Below are 19,360 nucleotides of genomic sequence, written 5' to 3'. Positions count from 1 at the left end.
AACGGTTGCCGGCCGCGACCGAGCGTGACGGAACGTGCCCACTCGCCGGCCGCAGTCGGGCGCGCCGGAGCCGCACCGCGCCTCCAGACCGGCGCCGCAGGCCACAGCCGCAGCCGGCGCCGCAGCCGGCCCTCAGGCCCGGGGCGCCGCCTCGAACCAGGTCCCCACGTGCTCCCCCGCCAACGCCCGCGCCACCAGCGCCGTCGCCGTCACGAGGACCGAGGTACCCGCCTCCGCCGCCAACCGCGCGGCAGCGACCTTCGTGCCCGCCCCACCGGTCCCCACACCGGCTGCGCCGACCGACCCGAAGCGCACGCCCGCGAGCTCGTCGCCGAAGGGCACGCGGTCGATCGGCTCGGCGCCGGGCTGCTCCGGCGGCCGCGTGTAGAGCGACTCGACGTCGGAGAGCAGCACGAGCGCGTCGGCACGGAGCAGCCGCGCGACGAGGGCCGCGAGCCGGTCGTTGTCGCCGAAGCGGATCTCGTGCGTCGCGACCGTGTCGTTCTCGTTCACGATCGGCAGCACCCGGAGCGCGAGCAGTCGGTCCACCGCCCGCTGCGCGTTCACCCGGTGCGTGGGGTTCTGCAGGTCTCCGGCGGTGAGCAGGATCTGCGCCGCGACGACGCCGTGCCGGTCGAGTTCCTTCTGGTACCGGAACATCAGGACGTTCTGCCCCGTGGCCGCCGCGGCCTGCTGCGTCGCGAGGTCGTCCGGCCGGCCCTCGAGCCCGAGGAACGGGAAGCCCGTCGCGATCGCCCCGGAGGACACCAGCACGACCTCGGTCCCCCGGGCGTGCGCCGCCGCGATGGCGTCGACGAGCGGCGCGATCTGCCCGGTGTTGTCACCGCTGACCGACGACGACCCGACCTTGACCACGATCCGTCGTGCACGCGGGATGTCCGACCGCTCGCTGACGGGGCCGAGGTCGGTGCGCGTGCTCGTGTCGGTCATGCTCGGTCGGTCCCTGTCTCTGCCGGTCGGAGTCGGTCGGTCGTCAGTCCCGGTCGCCGAGCGACGCGTCGGTGACGACGGTGCCGTCGGTCTCGTCGTCGTCCACCCAGAGGCCGGCCTTGCGCTCCTGCTCCAGCTCGGCGCGCGCGGCGGCCTTGGCGTCCATGCGCTCGAAGTACTCCTCGCGGCGCTCGTTGCGGGTCGGGCGCGAGCTGCCGCCGACGCGGGCGTCGGTGCCGCGGGCGCTCGTGATGAGCTCCGCGGTCGAGGTGAGCGTGGGCTCCCAGTCGAAGACCGTGCCACCGTCACCGCCGATGACGACCGTGGACCCGGCGACGGCGCCGGCCTTGAACAGGCCGTCCTCGACGCCGAGCTTGGCCAGCCGGTCGGCGAGGTAGCCGATGGCCTCTTCGTTCGTGAAGTCGGTCTGCTGCACCCAGCGCTCCGGCTTCGCGCCGCGGATGCGGTAGAAGCGGTGCTCCTCGCCGCCTTCGGCGCGCACCGTGAACGGCTTGTCGTCGACGGCCTTCGGGCGGAGCACGATGCGCTCCGCCACCGGCTCCGCCGCACGGGAGGCGCGTGCCTGCTCCACGACCTCGGCCAGCGCGAACGTCAGCTCGCGCAGGCCCTTGCGGGACGCGGTCGAGATCGGGAAGACGCGGTAGCCGCGCTCCTGGAGCTCGGCGGTGACGAACTCGGCGAGCTCCGCCGCCTCGGGCACGTCGACCTTGTTGAGCGCGATGAGCTGCGGGCGCTCGAGCAGCGGCACCTGGCCCTCGGGGACCGGGTAGCGCTCGAGCTCGCCGAGGATCACGTCGAGGTCGCTGATCGGGTCGCGGCCCGGGTCCATGGTGGCGCAGTCGATGACGTGCAGGAGCGCCTCGCAGCGCTCGACGTGGCGGAGGAACTCGAGCCCGAGGCCCTTGCCCTCCGACGCGCCCTCGATGAGACCGGGGACGTCCGCGACGGTGAAGCGGGTCTCGCCGGACTCGACCACCCCGAGGTTCGGGGTGAGGGTCGTGAACGGGTAGTCGGCGATCTTCGGCTTCGCGGCGGAGATCGCGGCGATGAGCGAGGACTTGCCCGCGCTCGGGAACCCGACGAGGGCGACGTCGGCGATCGTCTTCAGCTCGAGGCTGACGTCCCCCGTCCAGCCCTCGGTGCCCAGGAGCGCGAAGCCGGGGGCCTTGCGCTTCGTGGTGGCGAGCGACGCGTTGCCGAGGCCGCCCTGGCCGCCGGGGGCGACGACGACGCGCATGCCCGGCTCGGTCATGTCGGCGAGGACCTCGCCCTGCTCGTCGTGCACGACGGTGCCGATCGGCACGGGGAGCTCGAGGGTCTCCCCGCTCACGCCGCTGCGGTGGTCGCCCATGCCGGGCTGCCCGTTCTTCGACGTGCGGTGCGGCGAGCGGTGGTACCCGAGCAGGGTCGTCACCTGCGGGTCAGCGACGAGGACGATGTCCCCGCCGTCGCCGCCGTTGCCGCCGTCCGGGCCGGCGAGGGGCTTGAACTTCTCACGGCGGACCGACACGCAGCCGTTGCCGCCGTGTCCCGCGGTGAGGTGCAGGGTCACGCGGTCGACGAAGGTCGCCATGGGTCCACTCCTAGGTGTTGCTGGTGTTGCACGAAAGAACGGGAGGGGCAGGCACGTGGCCCGCCCCTCCCGCAGAGTCTGTCGTCGCTGGTGTTACGCGTTGACGATGTTGACGACCTTGCGGCCGCCCTTGGTGCCGAACTCGACCGAACCGGCCGAGAGGGCGAACAGCGTGTCGTCGCCACCGCGGCCGACGTTGGCGCCCGGGTGGAAGTGCGTGCCGCGCTGGCGGAGGATGATCTCGCCGGCGTTGACGACCTCGCCACCGAAGCGCTTCACGCCGAGGCGCTGTGCGTTCGAGTCACGACCGTTGCGAGTGGAGCTCGCACCCTTCTTGTGTGCCATCTTCTACTCCCGCCTTACGCGATCGAGGTGATCTTGACGCGGGTCAGCTCAGCGCGGAAACCCTGACGCTTCTTGTACCCGGTCTTGTTCTTGAACTTCTGGATGACGACCTTCGGGCCACGGAGGTCCTCGAGCACCTGGGCGGTGACGGTCACGTTCGCGAGCTCGGAGGCCGCAGAGGTGATCTTGTCACCGTCCACGAGGAGCACGGGGGCCAGGTCGATGTTGCCCTTGTCGTCGGCCTTGGCGCGGTCGATCGTGAGGATCGTACCGACCTCGACCTTCTCCTGACGGCCGCCGGCGCGCACTACTGCGTAAACCACGTGGAATTCCTTACGTAACTCTGCTTGAGGGAAGTCTCGGGTGCCCACTTCTGCACGAGCGGCTCCCGGAGGCCGGGCCCGATCGGCGACGCAGGCAGAACGGCCCGCTGACACCAGGGATCGAGAATACTCGATGCCCCCGGGTCCGGTCAAACGGCGACACACGTACGATGCTCGTGTGACCGTGTTGATCGACCCGCCGACGTGGCCCGCCCACGACACCGTCTGGTCGCACCTCGTCAGTGATGCATCCTACGACGAGCTGCACGCGTTCGCCGAACGCGCCGGGATCCCGCGCCGCGCGTTCGACCACGACCACTACGACGTGCCGCTCGCCCGCTACGACGAGTTGATCGCCGCGGGGGCCACGGCGGTGTCGGGTCGCGAGCTCGTCCTCCGGCTCATCCGGAGCGGGCTGCGCGTGGCGCAGCGCGACAAGCGCCTCACCTGACGCGCAGTCGCCGCCGCGCTGTCTGCACCCGGCCGGGAGGCGCGGTGCTGCTCCTCGGCGCACGCTCGGCAGTCCACGCGGGCCGGCCAGGAGGCACGGTGCGGCTCCACACGTCCGCCCGGCCCGGCCGGTGACGCCGCACGGCCGGGAGCAGTCCGCGCCACGGCATCGCGTGGTGCGGGCTGCTCCCGGCCGCGCGGAGGGCGCGCGAGCGCGCGTCAGCGCGGCGCAGGACCGCCCCACCCGGCGGGCGGCTGCTCCGCACCCGGTGCGGGCCGCTGCGGGGCGTACTGCACCGTCGGGGGCGGCACGGCGTCGGCCGGACGGACGGTGCCCGGGGTGCCGGGGGTGCCCGCGGCACGACGTCCGGCACGGGGCCGACCGAGCCACAGCCAGGCGGCCGTGGACGACGCGAGGAGCATCAGCGTGAAGGGCAGCCCGTTCTGCAGCGGGCTCGTGACGGCGTCGAGCACGAGGCGCGCTCCCCCGCCGTACCGTGCTCCGGCGAGCACCCCGGTGACCATCCCGACGAGGGCGAGGGCGACCGTGCCCGCTGCGCCCGCCAGGAGCGCCCGGAGCAGCACGGTGGGCAGGGGGCTGCGGCGCGCGATCGGCGTGAGGAACGCGAGCGCGAGGAACGCCCCGGCGTAGTACGGGAACGGCGCGGCGAACACGCCGGTCACGAAGCCCCCGACGAGGCTGTCGCCCGCGCCGGAGGTCGAGAACGGGTGCACCACGAGCGCGGTCCCGAGGAACCCGATGAGGCCCGAGAAGAACTCGACGAGCACCACCGAGACCACCGCGATGAGCGCCCCCGTGGTGTTCTGCACGGAGGCACCGGGGGCGAAGGCCCGTCGTGGGTCCGCCTGGCGCTCCGGACGTCGCGCGTCGTCCCGCCCACCGCCGTACTGCGGCGGTGCGTACTGCGGCGGTGCGTACGGCTGCCCGCCGCCCTGCTGCCCCGCCGCGGGCGGTGCGGGCTGGGGCCAGCCCGCACCGTAGTGGCCGCGGTCCTGCTGCGGCCGCTGCGGGTCGCCGGGGAGCGACATCGTCAGTCGCCCGTGATCACGGCGCCGTCACCGGACTCCGACGCGGGAGCGCTGATGCTCGGCGAGGAGACGCGACGCGACCGTGAACGGCCCTGCCCCGGCTGCTTCGGCTCCGGCAGCGCCTGCAGCACGGAGTCGAGCAGGGACTCGGTGTCCTCGCGGACCGGGCGCGGCTCGCGCTTGGCGGCGGCGATCGGGATGTCGAGGATCGCCACCGAGGTCTCCGTCGGCGTGACCGGCGCGGCCGAGCTCACCCGGCGACGGGGCGCCTTGGCGGCCGGCCGGTCGGACGAGGGAGCCGGAGCGGTCGAGGCAGCCGGAGCGGACTCCGTCCCGGTCTCTGCCGGCGCCGCAGCTGCGGCCGGTGCCCCCTCGGACGACGCGGCGCTCGACGTGTCCGCGACACCGCTGTCCTGCGACTGCGACTGCGACTGCTCGCCGTTGCCGCGACCACCGCGACGACGACGACGCTTGCCCGAGGGCTGGTCGCCTGCTGCAGGGGCCTCCGGAGCGCTCTCCGGCGACGCGACGGACGCCTCGGGGGCCGCAGCGGCCTCGGGCGCGGACGTCGGGGTGGCCGGCGTGCCGTGCTCGTCGTGCGGGATCGTCGAGGCGGCGATGCGGGACAGCGCGTTCTTGACGTCGTCCGTGATCGCGTGCGCCGAGGACGACTTCTGCTCCTGCGAGCCACCGCCGTTCCCGTTGCCGCCGTTCCCGTTGCCGTTGCTGCCGTTGCCGCCGTTGCCGCTGGCGCCACGGCCCTTGCGACGGCCCTTCGAGGGGCCCGGGTCGGCGTTGTTGTCGTTGATCTTCGCGTTCGCCTCGTCGAGGGACTCGCGGAGCCCGACGCCGATCTTCTTGCGGGTCATCTGCACGAGGCCGAGCGAGGTGACCTCGGCGACCTGGTGCTTCGTCCGGTCGCGGCTCAGGCACTCCACGAGACGGCGCAGCACGAGGTCACGGTTCGACTCGAGCACCATGTCGATGAAGTCGACGACGATGATGCCGCCGATGTCGCGCAGGCGGAGCTGACGGACGAGCTCCTCGGCGGCCTCGAGGTTGTTCTTCGTGACCGTCTCCTCGAGGTTGCCGCCGGAACCGACGAACTTCCCCGTGTTGACGTCGACGACCGTCATGGCCTCGGTGCGGTCGATGACGAGCGAACCACCGGAGGGCAGCCACACCTTGCGGTCCAGCGCCTTCTCGATCTGCTCGTTGAGGCGGTACTCCTCGAACGAGTCCGGGCCGTCGTAGACCTCGACGCGGTCCTTGAGGTCGGGCGCGACGGCGTCGAGGTACTCCTCGATCGTGCCGCGCGCGGCGTCGCCGTCGATGATCAGCTTCGTGAAGTCCTCGTTGAAGACGTCACGGACGATCTTCACGAGCAGGTCCGGCTCCGAGTGCAGCATGACCGGGGCGTGCCCGTTCTGCACCTTCTTCTGGATCGCCTCCCACTGGCTGGTGAGCCGCTGGACGTCGCGGGTGAGCTGCTCCTCGGTGGCGCCCTCCGCGGCGGTGCGGACGATGACGCCCGCGTGCTCCGGCAGCACCTCCTTGAGGATCTTCTTCAGGCGCGCCCGCTCGGTGTCGGGGAGCTTGCGGGAGATGCCGTTCATCGAGCCGTTCGGCACGTACACGAGGTAGCGGCCGGGCAGCGAGATCTGCGACGTCAGGCGGGCGCCCTTGTGGCCCACCGGGTCCTTCGTGACCTGCACGAGCACCTTGTCGCCGGGCTTGAGGGCGGCCTCGATGCGACGGCCGTGGTTGCCGGTGTCGACCGAGTTCCAGTCGACCTCGCCGGCGTACAGCACCGCGTTGCGGCCGCGTCCGATGTCGACGAACGCCGCCTCCATCGAGGGCAGGACGTTCTGCACCTTGCCGAGGTAGACGTTGCCGATGAGCGACACGTTGTGCGACTTGGTGACGTAGTGCTCGGCGAGGACGTTGTCCTCGAGCACGCCGATCTCGATCTTCGACGAGCTCGACCGCACGATCATCTGGCGGTCGACGCTCTCGCGGCGGGCGAGGAACTCGTCCTCGGTGATCACCGTGCGACGACGACCGGCGTCACGGCCGTCGCGGCGGCGCTGCTTCTTCGCCTCGAGCCGGGTCGAGCCCTTGATGCGCTGCGGCTCGGTGATGTACTCGACCTCGCGGCGGCGGGGCTCCTGGTGGTCGCGCGGCTCGCGGGGCTCGCGGGCCTCGCGCGGCTCACGGGCCTCGCGGTCGGCGCTGGTGCCGCGGCGACGCGACCGGCGACGGCCGCCCTGGTCCTCGTCGTCCTCGTCGCTGCTGCTGCGCGGTGCGTGGTCCGGGAGCTCCGGCAGGACCGGGGCGTGGAAGATCAGGCTCAGCGTGCTCGTCGCGCGCGGGACGAAGGCCTCGGGCTCGGCCGGGGTCGCGGGCGCGGCGTCTGCCTCGCCGGTGGGCGCTGCGGCCGCTGCCTCGGGCTCCGGACGGGAGGCGCTGCTCGCCGCGGTCTCGTCGCTCGCGTCCGTCGTCGTGGCCGGGTCCACCACCGGCAGGTCGCCGGTCAGGGTGCTCACGTCGTGCGGCTCGTCGGCCGGTCCGGCGACGGACTCGACCTCGACCGGCACGGCGGACGCGTCCGGCGCGGCGGGCGACTCCGGCTCGGCAGGCGCGTCCGGCTGCTCCTCGGTCACCGCGACGGTCTCGTCGGCGTCGACCGGCGCGTCAGCACCGGCCACGACGTCGACGGGACCGGTCTGCGTGTCCTCGCCCCGCGCCTCCTGGCCGGTCGACCGGGCGCGACGGCCGCCGAACAGGCGGCCGCGGCGCTTCGGTGCGGCGTCTTCGGTGTTCTGGTTGTCGTTGTTCTGCTCCACCATGGATCTGGTGCACTCCTCGGCCCGCTCGCGCCCTGTGCAGGGCGGCGGGAATTCTCGTCGTGCGGGTGGCGACCACGCCCCCGCGCTGTGTCCGTGTCGGTACTGCTTCTCGTGACCGGTGCTCTCACCACGTCTGGTCGTCCGGGCCGGGCCCGGGAGGTCTCTCGCACCGCGGCGTGGCCGCGGAGCTGGGACCATCATCGCATGCCGCTCCCGGAAAGGTCCGGAACGAGCATGCGATGATGACGGCGTGAGCACGTCAGCCCCTGCCGTACGCCGTCCGATCGCCATCGGGATCTTCCTGCTCATCACCGGAGTGGTGGGTCTCTACGGCTCGTTCTCGCTCGTCCTCGACGAGTTCGCGAAGTACGCGGACCCCAAGAAGGTGCTGTCCTGCGACGTCAACCCGTTCATCAGCTGCTCGGACGTGATGGCCAGCTGGCAGGGGCACCTGTTCGGCTTCCCGAACCCGTTGCTCGGTGTGATGGGCTTCGTCGCGCCGATCGCCGTCGCCGTGATGCTCCTCGCCGGGTTCCGGAACGGATCGCGCTGGTTCTGGATCGCGTTCAACGCGGGCGTCTTCCTCGCCTGGGTGTTCGTGACGTGGCTGTTCACCCAGACCGTCTGGTTCATCGGGGCCCTCTGCCCGTGGTGCATGCTCGTGTGGTCGATGACGATCCCGCTCTTCTGGGTGTTCACGATCTGGAACGCCGCGCAGGGCCGGTTCGGCGCCGGTGCGCAGCGTGTCGGCCGGACGCTCCTGCCGTTCTGCTGGGCGTTCCCGCTCGCGAACTACCTCTTCGTCATCGCCACGATCCTGATCAAGTTCCCGACGCTGCTGTCCTCGTTCTGATGACCCGCGACGCCGCGCGGGAACGTGCGCGTGCGACGCGTGCGAAGGAGCAGGTACGTCGGAAGCGCGGGCGCACCCTCGCCGTCAGCGGGATCGTCGTGGGGGCGCTGGCAGCGAGCACGCTCGTGACCCTCGTGATCGCGAACTCGGTGCGGCCGGCGGGCCCCGGACCGCGGAACATGGCGAGCGACGGCATCCTGCTGCGGGGCTCCGCAGGGGAGATCAGGCCCGTCGAGACAGCGGCGGTCCCCGACGGCGGAGAGCCCACGGCGACGGAGCAGGACGACTCGGTGGCGGACATCACCGTGTACACGGACTACATGTGCCCGTACTGCAACCAGTTCGAGACGAGTCAGATGCCCCAGATCCGGCAGATGGTCGAGGACGGCTCGGCGACGCTCGAGCTGCACCCGGTGACCCTGCTCGACCGGGTCTCGCTCGGCTCGAGGTACTCCACGCGGTCAGCTGCTGCGGCCGCGTGCGTGGCGGATCGCGACCCCGCGGACTTCCTGGCGTTCCACACCGCGCTGTACACGAACCAGCCGTCCGAGAAGACCCGCGGACTGACGAACGACCAGCTCGTCTCCCTCGCCGCGGAGGCCGGGGCGACCGGCGACGAGGTCGCAGCGTGCATCACCGACCAGCGCTTCGCCGGCTGGGTCGCCGACGCGACGGACCGGGCACTGACGAAGGCGGTGCCGAACTCGTCGCTGCCGAGGATCACGAGCACGCCGACGGTCCTCGTGGACGGCGCGCAGTACACCGGCTCGCTCACCGACACCACGGCGTTCGCCTCGTTCGTGCAGGAGCACGGCGGCGCGGCGTAGGACGCGGCGTCGTCCTCCGCGACCCGAGCACGACGACGGCCCCCGCTCCTGATCCGGAGCGGGGGCCGTCGACGTGCGGGAGGCTACTTCGCAGCGGCCTCGATCGCGGGGATCACGTCGGTCAGGGTGTCGAGGCGCTTGCCGTCGACCACGATGGTCGGCGTCCCGAAGCCCTGCGGGCCCTCGAGCGCCTTCTCGCCGAGCACCACGTTGGTCGTCTTCGTCACCCAGCCGCGGTAGGACTCCTTCGACACGCAGTCGGCGACGTCGGAACCGGTCGCACCGCCGGCCTCGACGAGCTTCTCGATCTCGGCGTTCGTCAGGCCCTTCGTGCCCTCCTCCGGCTGGTTGTCGAAGAACTGCGTCTGCACGTCGAGGAACTTGTCGGGCGCGTAGTTCGCGACGCACATGGCGGCGTTCGCGGCACGACTGGCGTACCGGGAGCCGGCGTAGTTGCGGTCGAGGATCGACACCGGGTGGATCGCCAGCGTCACGTCGCCGTTCTTCACCTTGTCGAGGATCTGGTCCGCGTAGGCGGCCTCGAACTGCTTGCAGATCGGGCAGGCCCAGTCGACGTACTCGGTGACCTGGACCTTGCCGTCGGCAGCGGCGGTCGGGACGGGCGACTCGGTGGCGCTCGCGCCGACGGCCTTCGAGGTGACCGGGGTGACCTTGCCGTCCGAGCCGGTGAACTGGATCGCGCCGGTGGACATGTTCGCCGGCCCGGCCGCCGAGACCGTGCCCGCGCTGTTCACGTTCACGATGACGATCGTGACGATGGCCGCGATCGCGATGATGCCCAGGCCGATGCCGCCCTGCAGGAACCAGCGGTTGCGGCGCTTCCGACGCTTCTCGGCCTCGGCACGCTGCCGGGCGACGTCACGGGCGTGCTGGCGACGTTCGTTCTTGGTGGGACGGTCGTTGTTCGTCATGCTCGTGCGCTCCTCGCTCAGGCGAACCAGAGCGCGAGCTCGCGCGCCGCCGACTCGGGGCTGTCCGACCCGTGCACGAGGTTCTGCTGGACCTTGAGCCCCCAGTCGCGGCCGAGGTCGCCGCGGATGGTGCCGGGCGCGGCGGTCGTCGGGTCGGTGGTGCCGGCGAGCGAGCGGAAGCCCTGGATCGCGGCGTTGCCCGCGACGCGCACGGCGACGACGGGGCCGGACTGCATGAACTCGACGAGCGGCTCGAAGAACGGCTTGCCCTGGTGCTCTTCGTAGTGCTGGTCGAGCAGCTCACGCGGCGCGGTCAGCATCTTCAGGTCGACGATCTCGTAGCCCTTGGCCTCGATCCGCCGGAGGATCTCACCGGTGAGCTGGCGGGCGACGCCGTCGGGCTTGACGAGGACGAGGGTCTCTTCGAGATCGGACACGCAGTTCTCCTGTGGTTCGGTGGTGGTCAGTCCTCGCCCAGCGCGGCTCGTCGCGCGGCGTTCTGCCGGTCGAGCTGACCGCCCTTGACGAAGCAGAACACCCACAGCGCCAGGAACACCACGGCCACCGCGAACATGAACGGCTCGATGAAGCCGGTGGCGAGGATGGCCGCCTGCAGCAGCCACCCGAACCATACACCGGCCGGGTTGCCCGTCAGGCGTGAGGCGGCTGCGAGGACGATGATCGCCGCGATGCCCCCGCCGAAGGCCAGCGCCGGCGGCAGCGTCCCCTTGCCGTAGACGACGAGCATCGGGAAGAAGAACATGATCGCCTCGAGGACGAGCGCGATCGACAGCAGGCTCTCGCGGGCACCGCGCTGGCGGCGCGGTCCCCGGGTCCGGGGAGCGCGGCCCGGACGGGAGGCGCGGGGCGCGTCCGTCATGCCGCCCCGCCTTCCGCGTGCACCAGGTCCATGACCCGGCCCACCATCACGATCGAGCCCGCGACGAGCACGAGGGCGTCCTCGGCGTCCGCCTCGTCCGCGAGGTCACGCGCCTCCTGCAGCGCAGCGGCGAGGTCGGGCTCGACGACCACGCGGTCCTCGCCGACCTCGTCGACGACGATCCGGGCGAAGGCGTCCGCGTCGAGGGCCCGGTCACCGGGTGGCTGCGTGACGACGAACGTCTGCACCGTGTCCTTCAGGGCGCGGACGAAGCCACGGGCGTCCTTGTCGCCGAGGATCCCGACCACGCCGACGACGTGCTCGGCCGGGAAGGCGACCGGCAGCGCCTCGGCGAGGGCACGGGCCCCGTGCGGGTTGTGTGCGGCGTCGACCACGACGGTCGGCTCCTGCGCGATCGGCTGCAGGCGGCCAGGGCTCGTCGCGCCGGCGAGGCCCTCGGAGAGGACGTCCTCGTCGAGCGGCTGCGCGGCCCGGCCGATGAACGACTCGACCGCGGCGATCGCGACGGCGGCGTTGTGCGCCTGGTGCGCGCCGAAGAGCGGCAGGAACAGGTCGTCGTAGCGACCGGCGAGGCCCTGCACGGTGACGAGCTGCCCGCCGACCGCCGGCGTCACGTCGAGCAGCCGGAAGCCGTCACCCTCGACCGCGAGGGTCGACTCGGTGAGCTCCGCGGCGCGCTGCAGTTCGGCGAGCGCCTCGGGCGCCTGCGCGCTCGACACGACCGACGAGGACGGCTTCACGATGCCGGACTTCGTGCGGGCGATCTCGGCGACGGTGTTGCCGAGCTGCTTGGCGTGGTCGATCGCGATCGGCGTGAAGACCTGCACCTGGCTCTGCACGACGTTGGTGGAGTCCCACTCGCCGCCCATGCCGACCTCGATCACGGCGACGTCGACCGGTGCCTCGGCGAAGCACGCCAGGGCGAGGACGGTGAGCGCCTCGAAGAAGGTCAGCGGCAGCTCGCCCTTCGCGGCGAGCTCCTGGTCGGTGATGTCGAGCACGGGCGCGATGTCGTCCCAGTTCTCGACGAAGCGGTCCGGTGCGATCGGGGCGCCGTCGATGACGATGCGCTCCCGGATCGACACGAGGTGCGGACTCGTCATCAGTCCGGTCCGGAGGCCGTGCGCCCGGACGATGCTCTCGGTCATCCGCGCGGTCGAGGTCTTGCCGTTCGTGCCGGTGAGGTGGATCACCGGGTACGCCAGGTGCGGGTCGGCGAGCAGCTCGACCGCGCGGCGCGTGGCCCCGAGTCGGTGCTCGGGCGACTGCTCGCCGATCCGGGCGTACAGCGCCGCCTCGACCCGCCGCACCTCGTCGTCGTCGCCGCCGAAGGGGACGGCCTCGGCCGGGGTGCCGTCGGCCGCGGGGCCGACGGGGATCTCGATGCCGTCCTCGGACGGGGTCTCGTGGTCGTCGTCGTAGTCGCTCATGCGCGTGCCACCTCCACGGACACCTTGGCACCGTCGCCGACGTCCGAGCCCTCGCCGGGAGCGAACGTGGCGGTGGTGATCTCGACGCTCGTCGACAGGGTCTCCCCCGCGATGAGCTGCTCGTGCTCGCGGACCGGCCCGTCGGCGCCCTCCGACACCCGCAGCGTCAGGACGATCCGGTCGCTCACGTCGAGGTCCGCATCGCGGCGGGCCTGCTGGACGGCGCGGACGACGTCGCGGGCGAGCCCCTCGGCCTCGAGCTCGGGCGTGGTCACGGTGTCGAGCACCGCGAAGCCGCCGCCGTCGAGGAACGCCACCGCGACGGAGTCGTCCGCCACGGTGAGGTCGAGCGTGTACTCGCCCTCGACGAGGTCCACGCCGCCGACGGTCACACCGGTCTCGGTCGCGACCCAGTCGCCCTTCTTGGCGGCCGGGATCACCTGCTGCACCTGCTTGCCGATGCGCGGGCCGGCGGCACGGGCGTTGACGGTGAGCTTCCGCTCGATGCCGTACCGACCGAGCGAGGACTCCTCCTGCTGCTCGAGCACGACCCGCTTGACGTTGAGCTCGTCGCGGAGGATGTCCGCGAACGGCTCGATCGCCGTCGGGTCCGGCACGACCAGCGTCAGTGTCGCGAGGGGCAGCCGGACGCGACGCCCCGTCGCCTTGCGGAGCGCGAGGCCCTTCGAGGCGACGTCGCGCACGCGGTCCATCGCGGCGACGAGGGCGTCGTCGGCGGGGAACTCGTCAGGCTGCGGGAAGTCCTCCAGGTGCACGCTGCGCCCGCCGGTGAGGCCCTTCCAGATCTCCTCCGTGACGAGCGGTGCGAGCGGCGCGGCGACCCGGGTGAGGGTCTCGAGCACGGTGTACAGCGTGTCGAACGCGGCCTGCGCCTCGGGCGAGGACCCCGCACCGAGCCAGAACTTGTCGCGCGACCGGCGGACGTACCAGTTCGTCAGCACGTCGGCGAAGTCACGCACGGCCTGCGCCGCGAGCGGGGTGTCCAGCGCGTCGAGGTGCGTCGTCACGTCCGCCACGAGCACGCGGGTCTTCGCGAGCAGGTACCGGTCGAGCACGTCGGTGCTGTCGGTGCGGCGTGCGGCCCCGTACCCCTCGGATGTCCCAGCCCCGTTCTCGCCGGAGGCGTTGGCGTAGAGAGTGAAGAAGTAGTACGTCGACCACAGCGGGAGCAGGAACTCGCGCACGCCCTGGCGGATGCCCTCCTCGGTCACGACGAGGTTGCCGCCGCGGATCACCGACGACGACATCAGGAACCAGCGCATGGCGTCGGCGCCGTCGCGGTCGAAGACCTCGGACACGTCCGGGTAGTTCCGGAGCGACTTGGACATCTTCTGGCCGTCCGAGCCGAGCACGATGCCGTGGCTGATGACGTTCCGGAAGGCCGGGCGGTCGAACAGCGCGGTCGACAGCGCGTGCATGACGTAGAACCAACCGCGGGTCTGCCCGATGTACTCGACGATGAAGTCGGCGGGGCTGTGCTCCTCGAACCACTCGCGGTTCTCGAAGGGGTAGTGCACCTGCGCGTACGGCATCGAGCCGGAGTCGAACCAGACGTCGAACACGTCCGAGATGCGGCGCATGGTCGACTTCCCGGTCGGGTCGTCCGGGTTCGGTCGGGTCAGCTCGTCGATGAACGGACGGTGCAGGTCGACCTCGCCGTCGGCGTTCAACGGCAGCCGACCGAAGTCGCGCTCGAGCTCCTCGAGCGAGCCGTAGACGTCCTGACGCGGGTACGCCGGGTCGTCCGAGACCCACACCGGGATCGGCGTGCCGAAGTAGCGGTTGCGGGAGACCGACCAGTCGATCGCGTTGCCGACCCACTTGCCGAACTGGCCGTCCTTGACGTTGTCCGGCACCCAGTTGATGTCCTGGTTGAGCTCGCCCATGCGGTCACGGAACTCCGTGACGCGGACGAACCACGACGAGACCGCCTTGTAGATGAGCGGCTTGCGGCAGCGCCAGCAGTGCGGGTAGCTGTGCTCGTAGGACGCCTGCCGGAGCAGTCGGCCCGACTCGCGCACGGCCTTGGTGAGCGGCTTGTTGGCGTCCGACCAGAGCATGCCGGCGACCTCGCCGAACTGCGCGGTGAAGACGCCCCCCTCGTCGAGGGAGAGCACGACCGGGATGCCGGCGGCTGCGCAGACCTCCTGGTCGTCGGCGCCGTACGCCGGGGCCTGGTGCACGATGCCCGTGCCCTCGCCCGTCTCGACGTACTCGGCGACGAGGATGCGCCAGGCGCGCTCGTAGCCCTCCTGGTCCGCCAGGAAGTCGAACAGGCGGTGGTACTCGACGCCGTCGAGCTCGGCGCCGGCGACCGTGCGGAGCACGGCGGCGAGCGCGTCGTCGGCCGACTCGTAGCCGAGGTCCTTCGCGTGGGCCGCCACGGTGTCCGAAGCCAGGAGGTAGCGAGCCGAGCCGGCGTCGCCACCGTCAGCCGCGCCTCCAGGGCCGGCCGGGACGACCGCGTAGGCGATCGCCGGTCCGACGGCGAGCGCCGCGTTCGTCGGCAGCGTCCAGGGGGTCGTCGTCCACGCGAGCGCACGGACGCCCTCGAGCCCGAGCTCGGCGGCGCGGGCACCCCGCAGCGGGAAGGCCACGGTCACCGACTGGTCCTGGCGCATCTTGTAGACGTCGTCGTCCATGCGGAGCTCGTGGTTCGACAGCGGCGTCTGGTCGTTCCAGCAGTACGGCAGGACCCGGAAGCCCTCGTACGCCAGGCCCTTGTCCCAGAGCTGCTTCCACGCCCACAGGACGCTCTCCATGAAGGTGACGTCGAGGGTCTTGTAGTCGTCCTCGAAGTCGACCCAGCGCGCCTGGCGGGTGACGTACGCCTGCCACTCGTCGGTGTACTGCAGCACGGACGCCTTCGCAGCAGCGTTGAACACGTCGACACCCATGTCGTCGATCTGGTGCTTCTCGGTGATGCCGAGCTGGCGCATCGCCTCGAGCTCGGCGGGCAGACCGTGGGTGTCCCAGCCGAAGCGGCGGTGCACCTGCTTGCCGCGCATGGTCTGGTACCGCGGGAAGACGTCCTTCGCGTACCCGGTCAGCAGGTGCCCGTAGTGCGGCAGGCCGTTGGCGAAGGGCGGGCCGTCGTAGAACGTCCACTCCGGGCAGCCCTCGCGCTGGTCGATGGACGCCTGGAAGGTGTCGTCGCCCTTCCAGAAGGCGAGGATGCCCCGCTCGACGGCGGGGAACGACGGCGACGGGGAGACGCCGGCAGCGGTGTCGTCGGCGTCGGGACGGTTCAGGGGGTAGCGCACCGGGGCTCCTCGTGGGTTCGGTCATCTCCACGAGGACGGAGCGTGCTCCGCGGTACCACCTCGCTTGCCGTCGGCGCTGGTGCTGCCGACGACCGCTCGTTGCCGGAGAGGGTGCGGTCCGGTCCGCCCGGTTCTACTGACGGCGGTGGTGCTGCCGCGTTCTTCCGGAGGCTCACCGGTGATGGCCGGATCGACGCCTGATGGGACGAGTCTACAAGAGTCGGAGCATGCTGGAGCGATGCCCTCGTCCGACAAGCAGGACCGTCCCGAGTCCCTGCTCACCGTCGTCATCGCGTTCGCGGCGAACCTCCTCGTCGCCGTCGCGAAGTCGATCGCCGCCCTCCTGTCCGGTTCCGCCTCGATGGTCGCCGAGGCCGCCCACTCGTGGGCCGACACCGGGAACGAGATCTTCCTGCTCGTCGCCGAACGGCGCGGTGCCCGGAAGCGCGACGCGAAGCACCCGCTCGGGTACGGGCGGGAGACGTACATCTGGTCGATGTTCGCCGCCTTCGGGCTGTTCACCGCGGGTGCCATCGTGTCGATCACCCACGGCATCTCGGAACTCGGCGAGACCGGACCTGCCGAGGACGTCGTGCTCAACTACGTCGTCCTCGGGCTGTCGTTCTGCCTCGAGGGGACGAGCTTCCTGCAGGCCTACCGCCAGGCCCACGGTGCCGCGTCGAAGCGGCGCGTCCCGGTGCTGCGACACGTCCTGCAGTCGTCGAACCCCACGCTCCGCGCCGTCTTCGCCGAGGACGCCGCCGCGCTGGTCGGCCTCGTCATCGCGTTCCTCGGCGTGCTCCTGCACCAGCTGACCGGGCTCGCGGTCTTCGACGCGATCGGGTCGATCGCCGTCGGACTGCTGCTCGGCGTCGTCGCGATCGTGCTCATCGACCGCAACCGTCGGTTCCTGCTCGGCGAGAGCACCTCGCCGGAGCTCGAGAACGCCGTGCTCGTCGAACTGCTCGCCCGCGAGCAGATCGAGCGCGTGACGTACCTGCACCTGGAGTTCGTCGGACCGTCGCGGGTGTACCTCGTCGCCGCGGTGGACCTGGTCGGCAACGAGGACGAGGAGCACGTGGCGGTGCGGCTGCGCAACGTCGAGGCGTCGCTCGAGGACAGCCAGTACATCGAGGAGGCCGTCCTCACCCTGAGCTACCCGCAGGACCGGTCGCTCACGCCGACCGACCGCGAGGTGCCCGAGGTGGTGCGGGACGGCACGGTCGAGGACGTCGCCGCGGGCGGGGCCGGCACGCTCCGGGTGGACCAGCGACAGGACGCGTCAGCGACCGAGTGACACGGTCTCCCCGCGCACCACGATCTCGCCCCCACCGCGTGGGACCCACACCTGCAGGTCGTCGACGCGGAAGAAGACCAGCCGCGACCGCTCTGCGGCGAGGAACGAGCGCACCTGGGCGGGGACCGGGAAGCGCGCGTCCTGCCCCTGCACGATCGCTCCGTACTGCCCGTCGACGGGGACGTCGATCCCGCGGTCGGCGAAGTAGGGCCGCCAGCCGGGCGCCCCGTACGAGGTGAACAGGATGCGGCCGCCGTCGACGCCGTGCGCGCGGAGCTCCTGGTCGAGCAGGCCGAGCCCCGAGGGCCGGACCCGTGCGACCGCCGCGGTGACCTGGACCGCCGGGACGACCGCTCCGCCCACGCCCAGCACGACGAGCGCGGCGGCTGCGACCCGCATCGTCACCGCCGCCCGGGACCGTGCGGGCAGGGCACGCCGACCGGACGCCGCCCGCCGAGCCGGTGCCACGGGCGCGTCGGACGCCCCGGCCCGGTCGATCCACGGGCGACGACCGGCGAGCGCGACCTGTGCCAGCCGCACGTAGCCGACGACGGCGAGCGCGATCACCACCGGCATCCAGGCGTCGTAGTAGTGCCCCAGCGCGACCACGGACGAGGCGAAGAACACCATGACGGGGACGGTCGCGGCGAGCAGGTAGCCCACGAGACGCCCCGGCCGGACGGCGAGCGCGGCGAGCACCCCGACCACGAGCACGACGACCATCAGCGGGGTCACGCCACGCGCCATGTACCAGTACTGCGCCCACCACGGGGCGAACCGGTAGGTGTGCCCGGCGATCTCGACCAGGTGGCCGTTCACGTCGTGCGCGCTCTGGAACTCGAGCATGTACCGGATCGCACGGACCATGCCGACCGGGGCGTAGAGCGCCACGAACGTGACGACGAAGGCCGCGGCGGCGATCGCGCCGCCGACGAGCAGGTCCCACCACCGCCGGAACAGGACCGGCAGGACGATGAGCGCGACGACGAAGAGCGCAGCCGTCACCTTCGACGTGACGGCGAGCGCGAGGGCCGCCCCCGCTGCGCCCGCCCACACCCAGCGCCAGCGACTGCTGGTCGTCATCCAGGCCCACCCGGCGGCGAGCGCCACGACGACGAAGAACACCATGACGGGTTCGAGGAGCGCGATCCGGTCGATCCGCACCGGGGTGCCGGAACCCGGGTCGAACGGATCGGGTCCGCTCGCGCGCGGGGTCAGCCACCAGAGTGCGGCGGCGGCCAGACCACCCCAGTGCCCGAGTGGCCCACGCAGCCACGCGAACAGCACGAGACCCGTGCCGAAGACCGCGGCCGCCGCGACCAGCCGCGGACCGAGGACCCCCTGCCCGACGACGAGCTGCGCCAGACCGTAGAGGTACTTCGCCGTCGGCGGGTGCTCGAGGTTGAAGGTGACGATCCCGTGCACGTACTGCCAGCCGGCCTGCGTGTAGATGAGCTCGTCACCGTCGAGGACCTGTCGCCCGATGTGCCAGGTGCAGACGAACAGCCCCAACGCGGCGACGACGACGAAGACGGGCCACCGTCCCGGTCTCTCCCACGCCAGCATGCCGACGATCCTCTCACGCCCGTCACGCGGCAGCGGGCGCAGGCGGGTCGCGCCACCGTCCGCCGCGTCGGTCGTCCGTCGCGCGTCAGCGGGCGTCGAGGCCGGCGACCACCGGGGCGAGGGCCGCGCCGACGTACTCGACGAGGGGCCGACGCCCGACACCGTCCTGCACCCACACACCGAAGGCTGCGGCAGCGGCGCCGAGCATCGCGCCGGCGACGGTCTGCGGCCACAGTGACGCCGCACGCTCCCCCGTCCGCGCGGCCACGAAGCCCGCGACCGCCGCGTGTTGCGCGGTCACCCGCGCGGCGACGCTCGCCACGAGTTCGGGCCCGATGCCCATCACCTCGGCCTGCGCGATCGCCCAGGGCACCCGCTCGGGGTCGTGCCCGCGGGCGGCGGCGAGCAGCGCGGCCTCGACCGCGCGCACCGCGGAGGGTTCGGTCGAGGCGGCGAGGTGACCGGGCAGCGACGCGACGGCGGCGTCGAGTTCGAGCCACATGACGTCGGACTTCGCGGTGAAGTAGTTGAAGAACGTGGCCCGGCTCACCCCGGCACGAGCGGCGATCTGGTCGACCGTCGTCCGGGCGTAGCCCTGCTCGAGGAACAGCTCCGCGGCCGCGTCCGCCAGGACCTCCGCGCTCGACCGTCGGGGCCTGCCGCCGCGGCGGATCGGTTCGTCCATGCCGTCCAGTAAACCGCTAGACT

17 protein-coding genes are annotated in these 19,360 nt (G+C 71.9%); 4 read left to right on the top strand and 13 right to left on the bottom strand.

Annotated features, from left to right (window positions below; all coding sequences use genetic code 11):
* Positions 1–132: 132 nt before the first annotated feature.
* The 4 genes from proB to rplU form a co-directional block, all read right to left on the bottom strand.
* Complete coding sequence (gene proB / locus ACY3FI_RS05100) at positions 133–951, bottom strand: glutamate 5-kinase (protein ID WP_462549672.1); 819 nt, start codon at positions 949–951, stop codon at positions 133–135.
* A gap of 43 nt (positions 952–994) precedes the next feature.
* A complete protein-coding gene (obgE, locus tag ACY3FI_RS05095) occupies positions 995–2,545 on the bottom strand; it encodes a GTPase ObgE (protein ID WP_462549670.1) in 1,551 nt (516 codons plus the stop codon).
* Positions 2,546–2,638: 93 nt separating this feature from the next.
* Positions 2,639–2,890, bottom strand: coding sequence for a 50S ribosomal protein L27 (gene rpmA, locus ACY3FI_RS05090; protein ID WP_022905368.1), 252 nt, complete (start codon positions 2,888–2,890; stop codon positions 2,639–2,641).
* Positions 2,891–2,904: 14 nt separating this feature from the next.
* A complete protein-coding gene (gene rplU / locus ACY3FI_RS05085; protein WP_066653169.1) occupies positions 2,905–3,213 on the bottom strand; it encodes a 50S ribosomal protein L21 in 309 nt (102 codons plus the stop codon).
* A 178-nt stretch (positions 3,214–3,391) separates the two neighbouring features.
* Between rplU and ACY3FI_RS05080 the strand changes: the two genes are divergently transcribed.
* The gene (locus tag ACY3FI_RS05080; RefSeq protein WP_462549668.1) at positions 3,392–3,664 is read left to right on the top strand and encodes a DUF4031 domain-containing protein; all 273 of its coding nucleotides are present in this window, start codon (positions 3,392–3,394) and stop codon (positions 3,662–3,664) included.
* Positions 3,665–3,882: 218 nt separating this feature from the next.
* Here ACY3FI_RS05080 and ACY3FI_RS05075 read toward each other — a convergent pair whose 3' ends face one another.
* Together ACY3FI_RS05075 and ACY3FI_RS05070 are read right to left on the bottom strand one after the other, a co-directional pair.
* Positions 3,883–4,713, bottom strand: coding sequence for a hypothetical protein (locus ACY3FI_RS05075; protein WP_462549667.1), 831 nt, complete (start codon positions 4,711–4,713; stop codon positions 3,883–3,885).
* Between the two features lie 2 nt (positions 4,714–4,715).
* On the bottom strand, positions 4,716–7,562 hold the full coding sequence (locus ACY3FI_RS05070; RefSeq protein WP_462549665.1) for an Rne/Rng family ribonuclease: 2,847 nt from the start codon (positions 7,560–7,562) through the stop codon (positions 4,716–4,718).
* A 250-nt stretch (positions 7,563–7,812) separates the two neighbouring features.
* On the opposite strand from ACY3FI_RS05070, the gene ACY3FI_RS05065 reads away from it, so the two are divergent.
* Both ACY3FI_RS05065 and ACY3FI_RS05060 read left to right on the top strand, forming a co-directional pair.
* Complete coding sequence (locus tag ACY3FI_RS05065) at positions 7,813–8,415, top strand: vitamin K epoxide reductase family protein (RefSeq protein ID WP_462549663.1); 603 nt, start codon at positions 7,813–7,815, stop codon at positions 8,413–8,415.
* Positions 8,415–9,242, top strand: coding sequence for a DsbA family protein (locus ACY3FI_RS05060; RefSeq protein WP_462549662.1), 828 nt, complete (start codon positions 8,415–8,417; stop codon positions 9,240–9,242). The genes ACY3FI_RS05065 and ACY3FI_RS05060 overlap by 1 nt, the downstream gene beginning before the upstream one ends.
* Positions 9,243–9,325: 83 nt before the next feature.
* Here ACY3FI_RS05060 and ACY3FI_RS05055 read toward each other — a convergent pair whose 3' ends face one another.
* The 5 genes from ACY3FI_RS05055 to ileS are packed head-to-tail and all read right to left on the bottom strand — an operon-like array spanning position 9,326 to position 15,789.
* Complete coding sequence (locus tag ACY3FI_RS05055) at positions 9,326–10,174, bottom strand: DsbA family protein (RefSeq protein ID WP_462549660.1); 849 nt, start codon at positions 10,172–10,174, stop codon at positions 9,326–9,328.
* Between the two features lie 17 nt (positions 10,175–10,191).
* Entirely contained in the window at positions 10,192–10,611 is a 420-nt protein-coding gene (gene ndk / locus ACY3FI_RS05050; RefSeq protein WP_462549659.1) for a nucleoside-diphosphate kinase, read from the bottom strand.
* Positions 10,612–10,637: 26 nt separating this feature from the next.
* Positions 10,638–11,054 carry a DUF4233 domain-containing protein gene (locus ACY3FI_RS05045; protein WP_462549658.1) on the bottom strand — a complete coding sequence of 139 codons (417 nt, stop codon included), beginning with the start codon at positions 11,052–11,054 and terminating at the stop codon, positions 10,638–10,640.
* Positions 11,051–12,505 carry a bifunctional folylpolyglutamate synthase/dihydrofolate synthase gene (locus ACY3FI_RS05040; protein WP_462549656.1) on the bottom strand — a complete coding sequence of 485 codons (1,455 nt, stop codon included), beginning with the start codon at positions 12,503–12,505 and terminating at the stop codon, positions 11,051–11,053. Before ACY3FI_RS05040 ends, ACY3FI_RS05045 begins: the two co-directional genes overlap by 4 nt.
* Positions 12,502–15,789: an isoleucine--tRNA ligase gene (ileS, locus tag ACY3FI_RS05035; protein ID WP_462549655.1), complete on the bottom strand. Its 3,288-nt coding sequence runs from the start codon at positions 15,787–15,789 to the stop codon at positions 12,502–12,504. Before ileS ends, ACY3FI_RS05040 begins: the two co-directional genes overlap by 4 nt.
* A gap of 238 nt (positions 15,790–16,027) precedes the next feature.
* Here ileS and ACY3FI_RS05030 point away from each other — a divergent pair, with 238 nt between their 5' ends.
* Entirely contained in the window at positions 16,028–17,086 is a 1,059-nt protein-coding gene (locus ACY3FI_RS05030; protein WP_462549654.1) for a cation diffusion facilitator family transporter, read from the top strand.
* Here the strand turns inward: ACY3FI_RS05030 and ACY3FI_RS05025 are convergent.
* On the bottom strand, positions 17,072–18,652 hold the full coding sequence (locus ACY3FI_RS05025; RefSeq protein ID WP_462549653.1) for an ArnT family glycosyltransferase: 1,581 nt from the start codon (positions 18,650–18,652) through the stop codon (positions 17,072–17,074). The genes ACY3FI_RS05030 and ACY3FI_RS05025 overlap by 15 nt on opposite strands.
* An 85-nt stretch (positions 18,653–18,737) precedes the next feature.
* Complete coding sequence (locus tag ACY3FI_RS05020) at positions 18,738–19,337, bottom strand: TetR/AcrR family transcriptional regulator (RefSeq protein ID WP_462549652.1); 600 nt, start codon at positions 19,335–19,337, stop codon at positions 18,738–18,740.
* Positions 19,338–19,360: the final 23 nt, after the last annotated feature.

It is taken from the genome of Curtobacterium sp. RM9 (assembly GCF_054956955.1).
The sequence above is the reverse complement of the archived record's forward strand: the minus strand, read 5'-3'. Positions and strand labels throughout refer to the sequence as shown.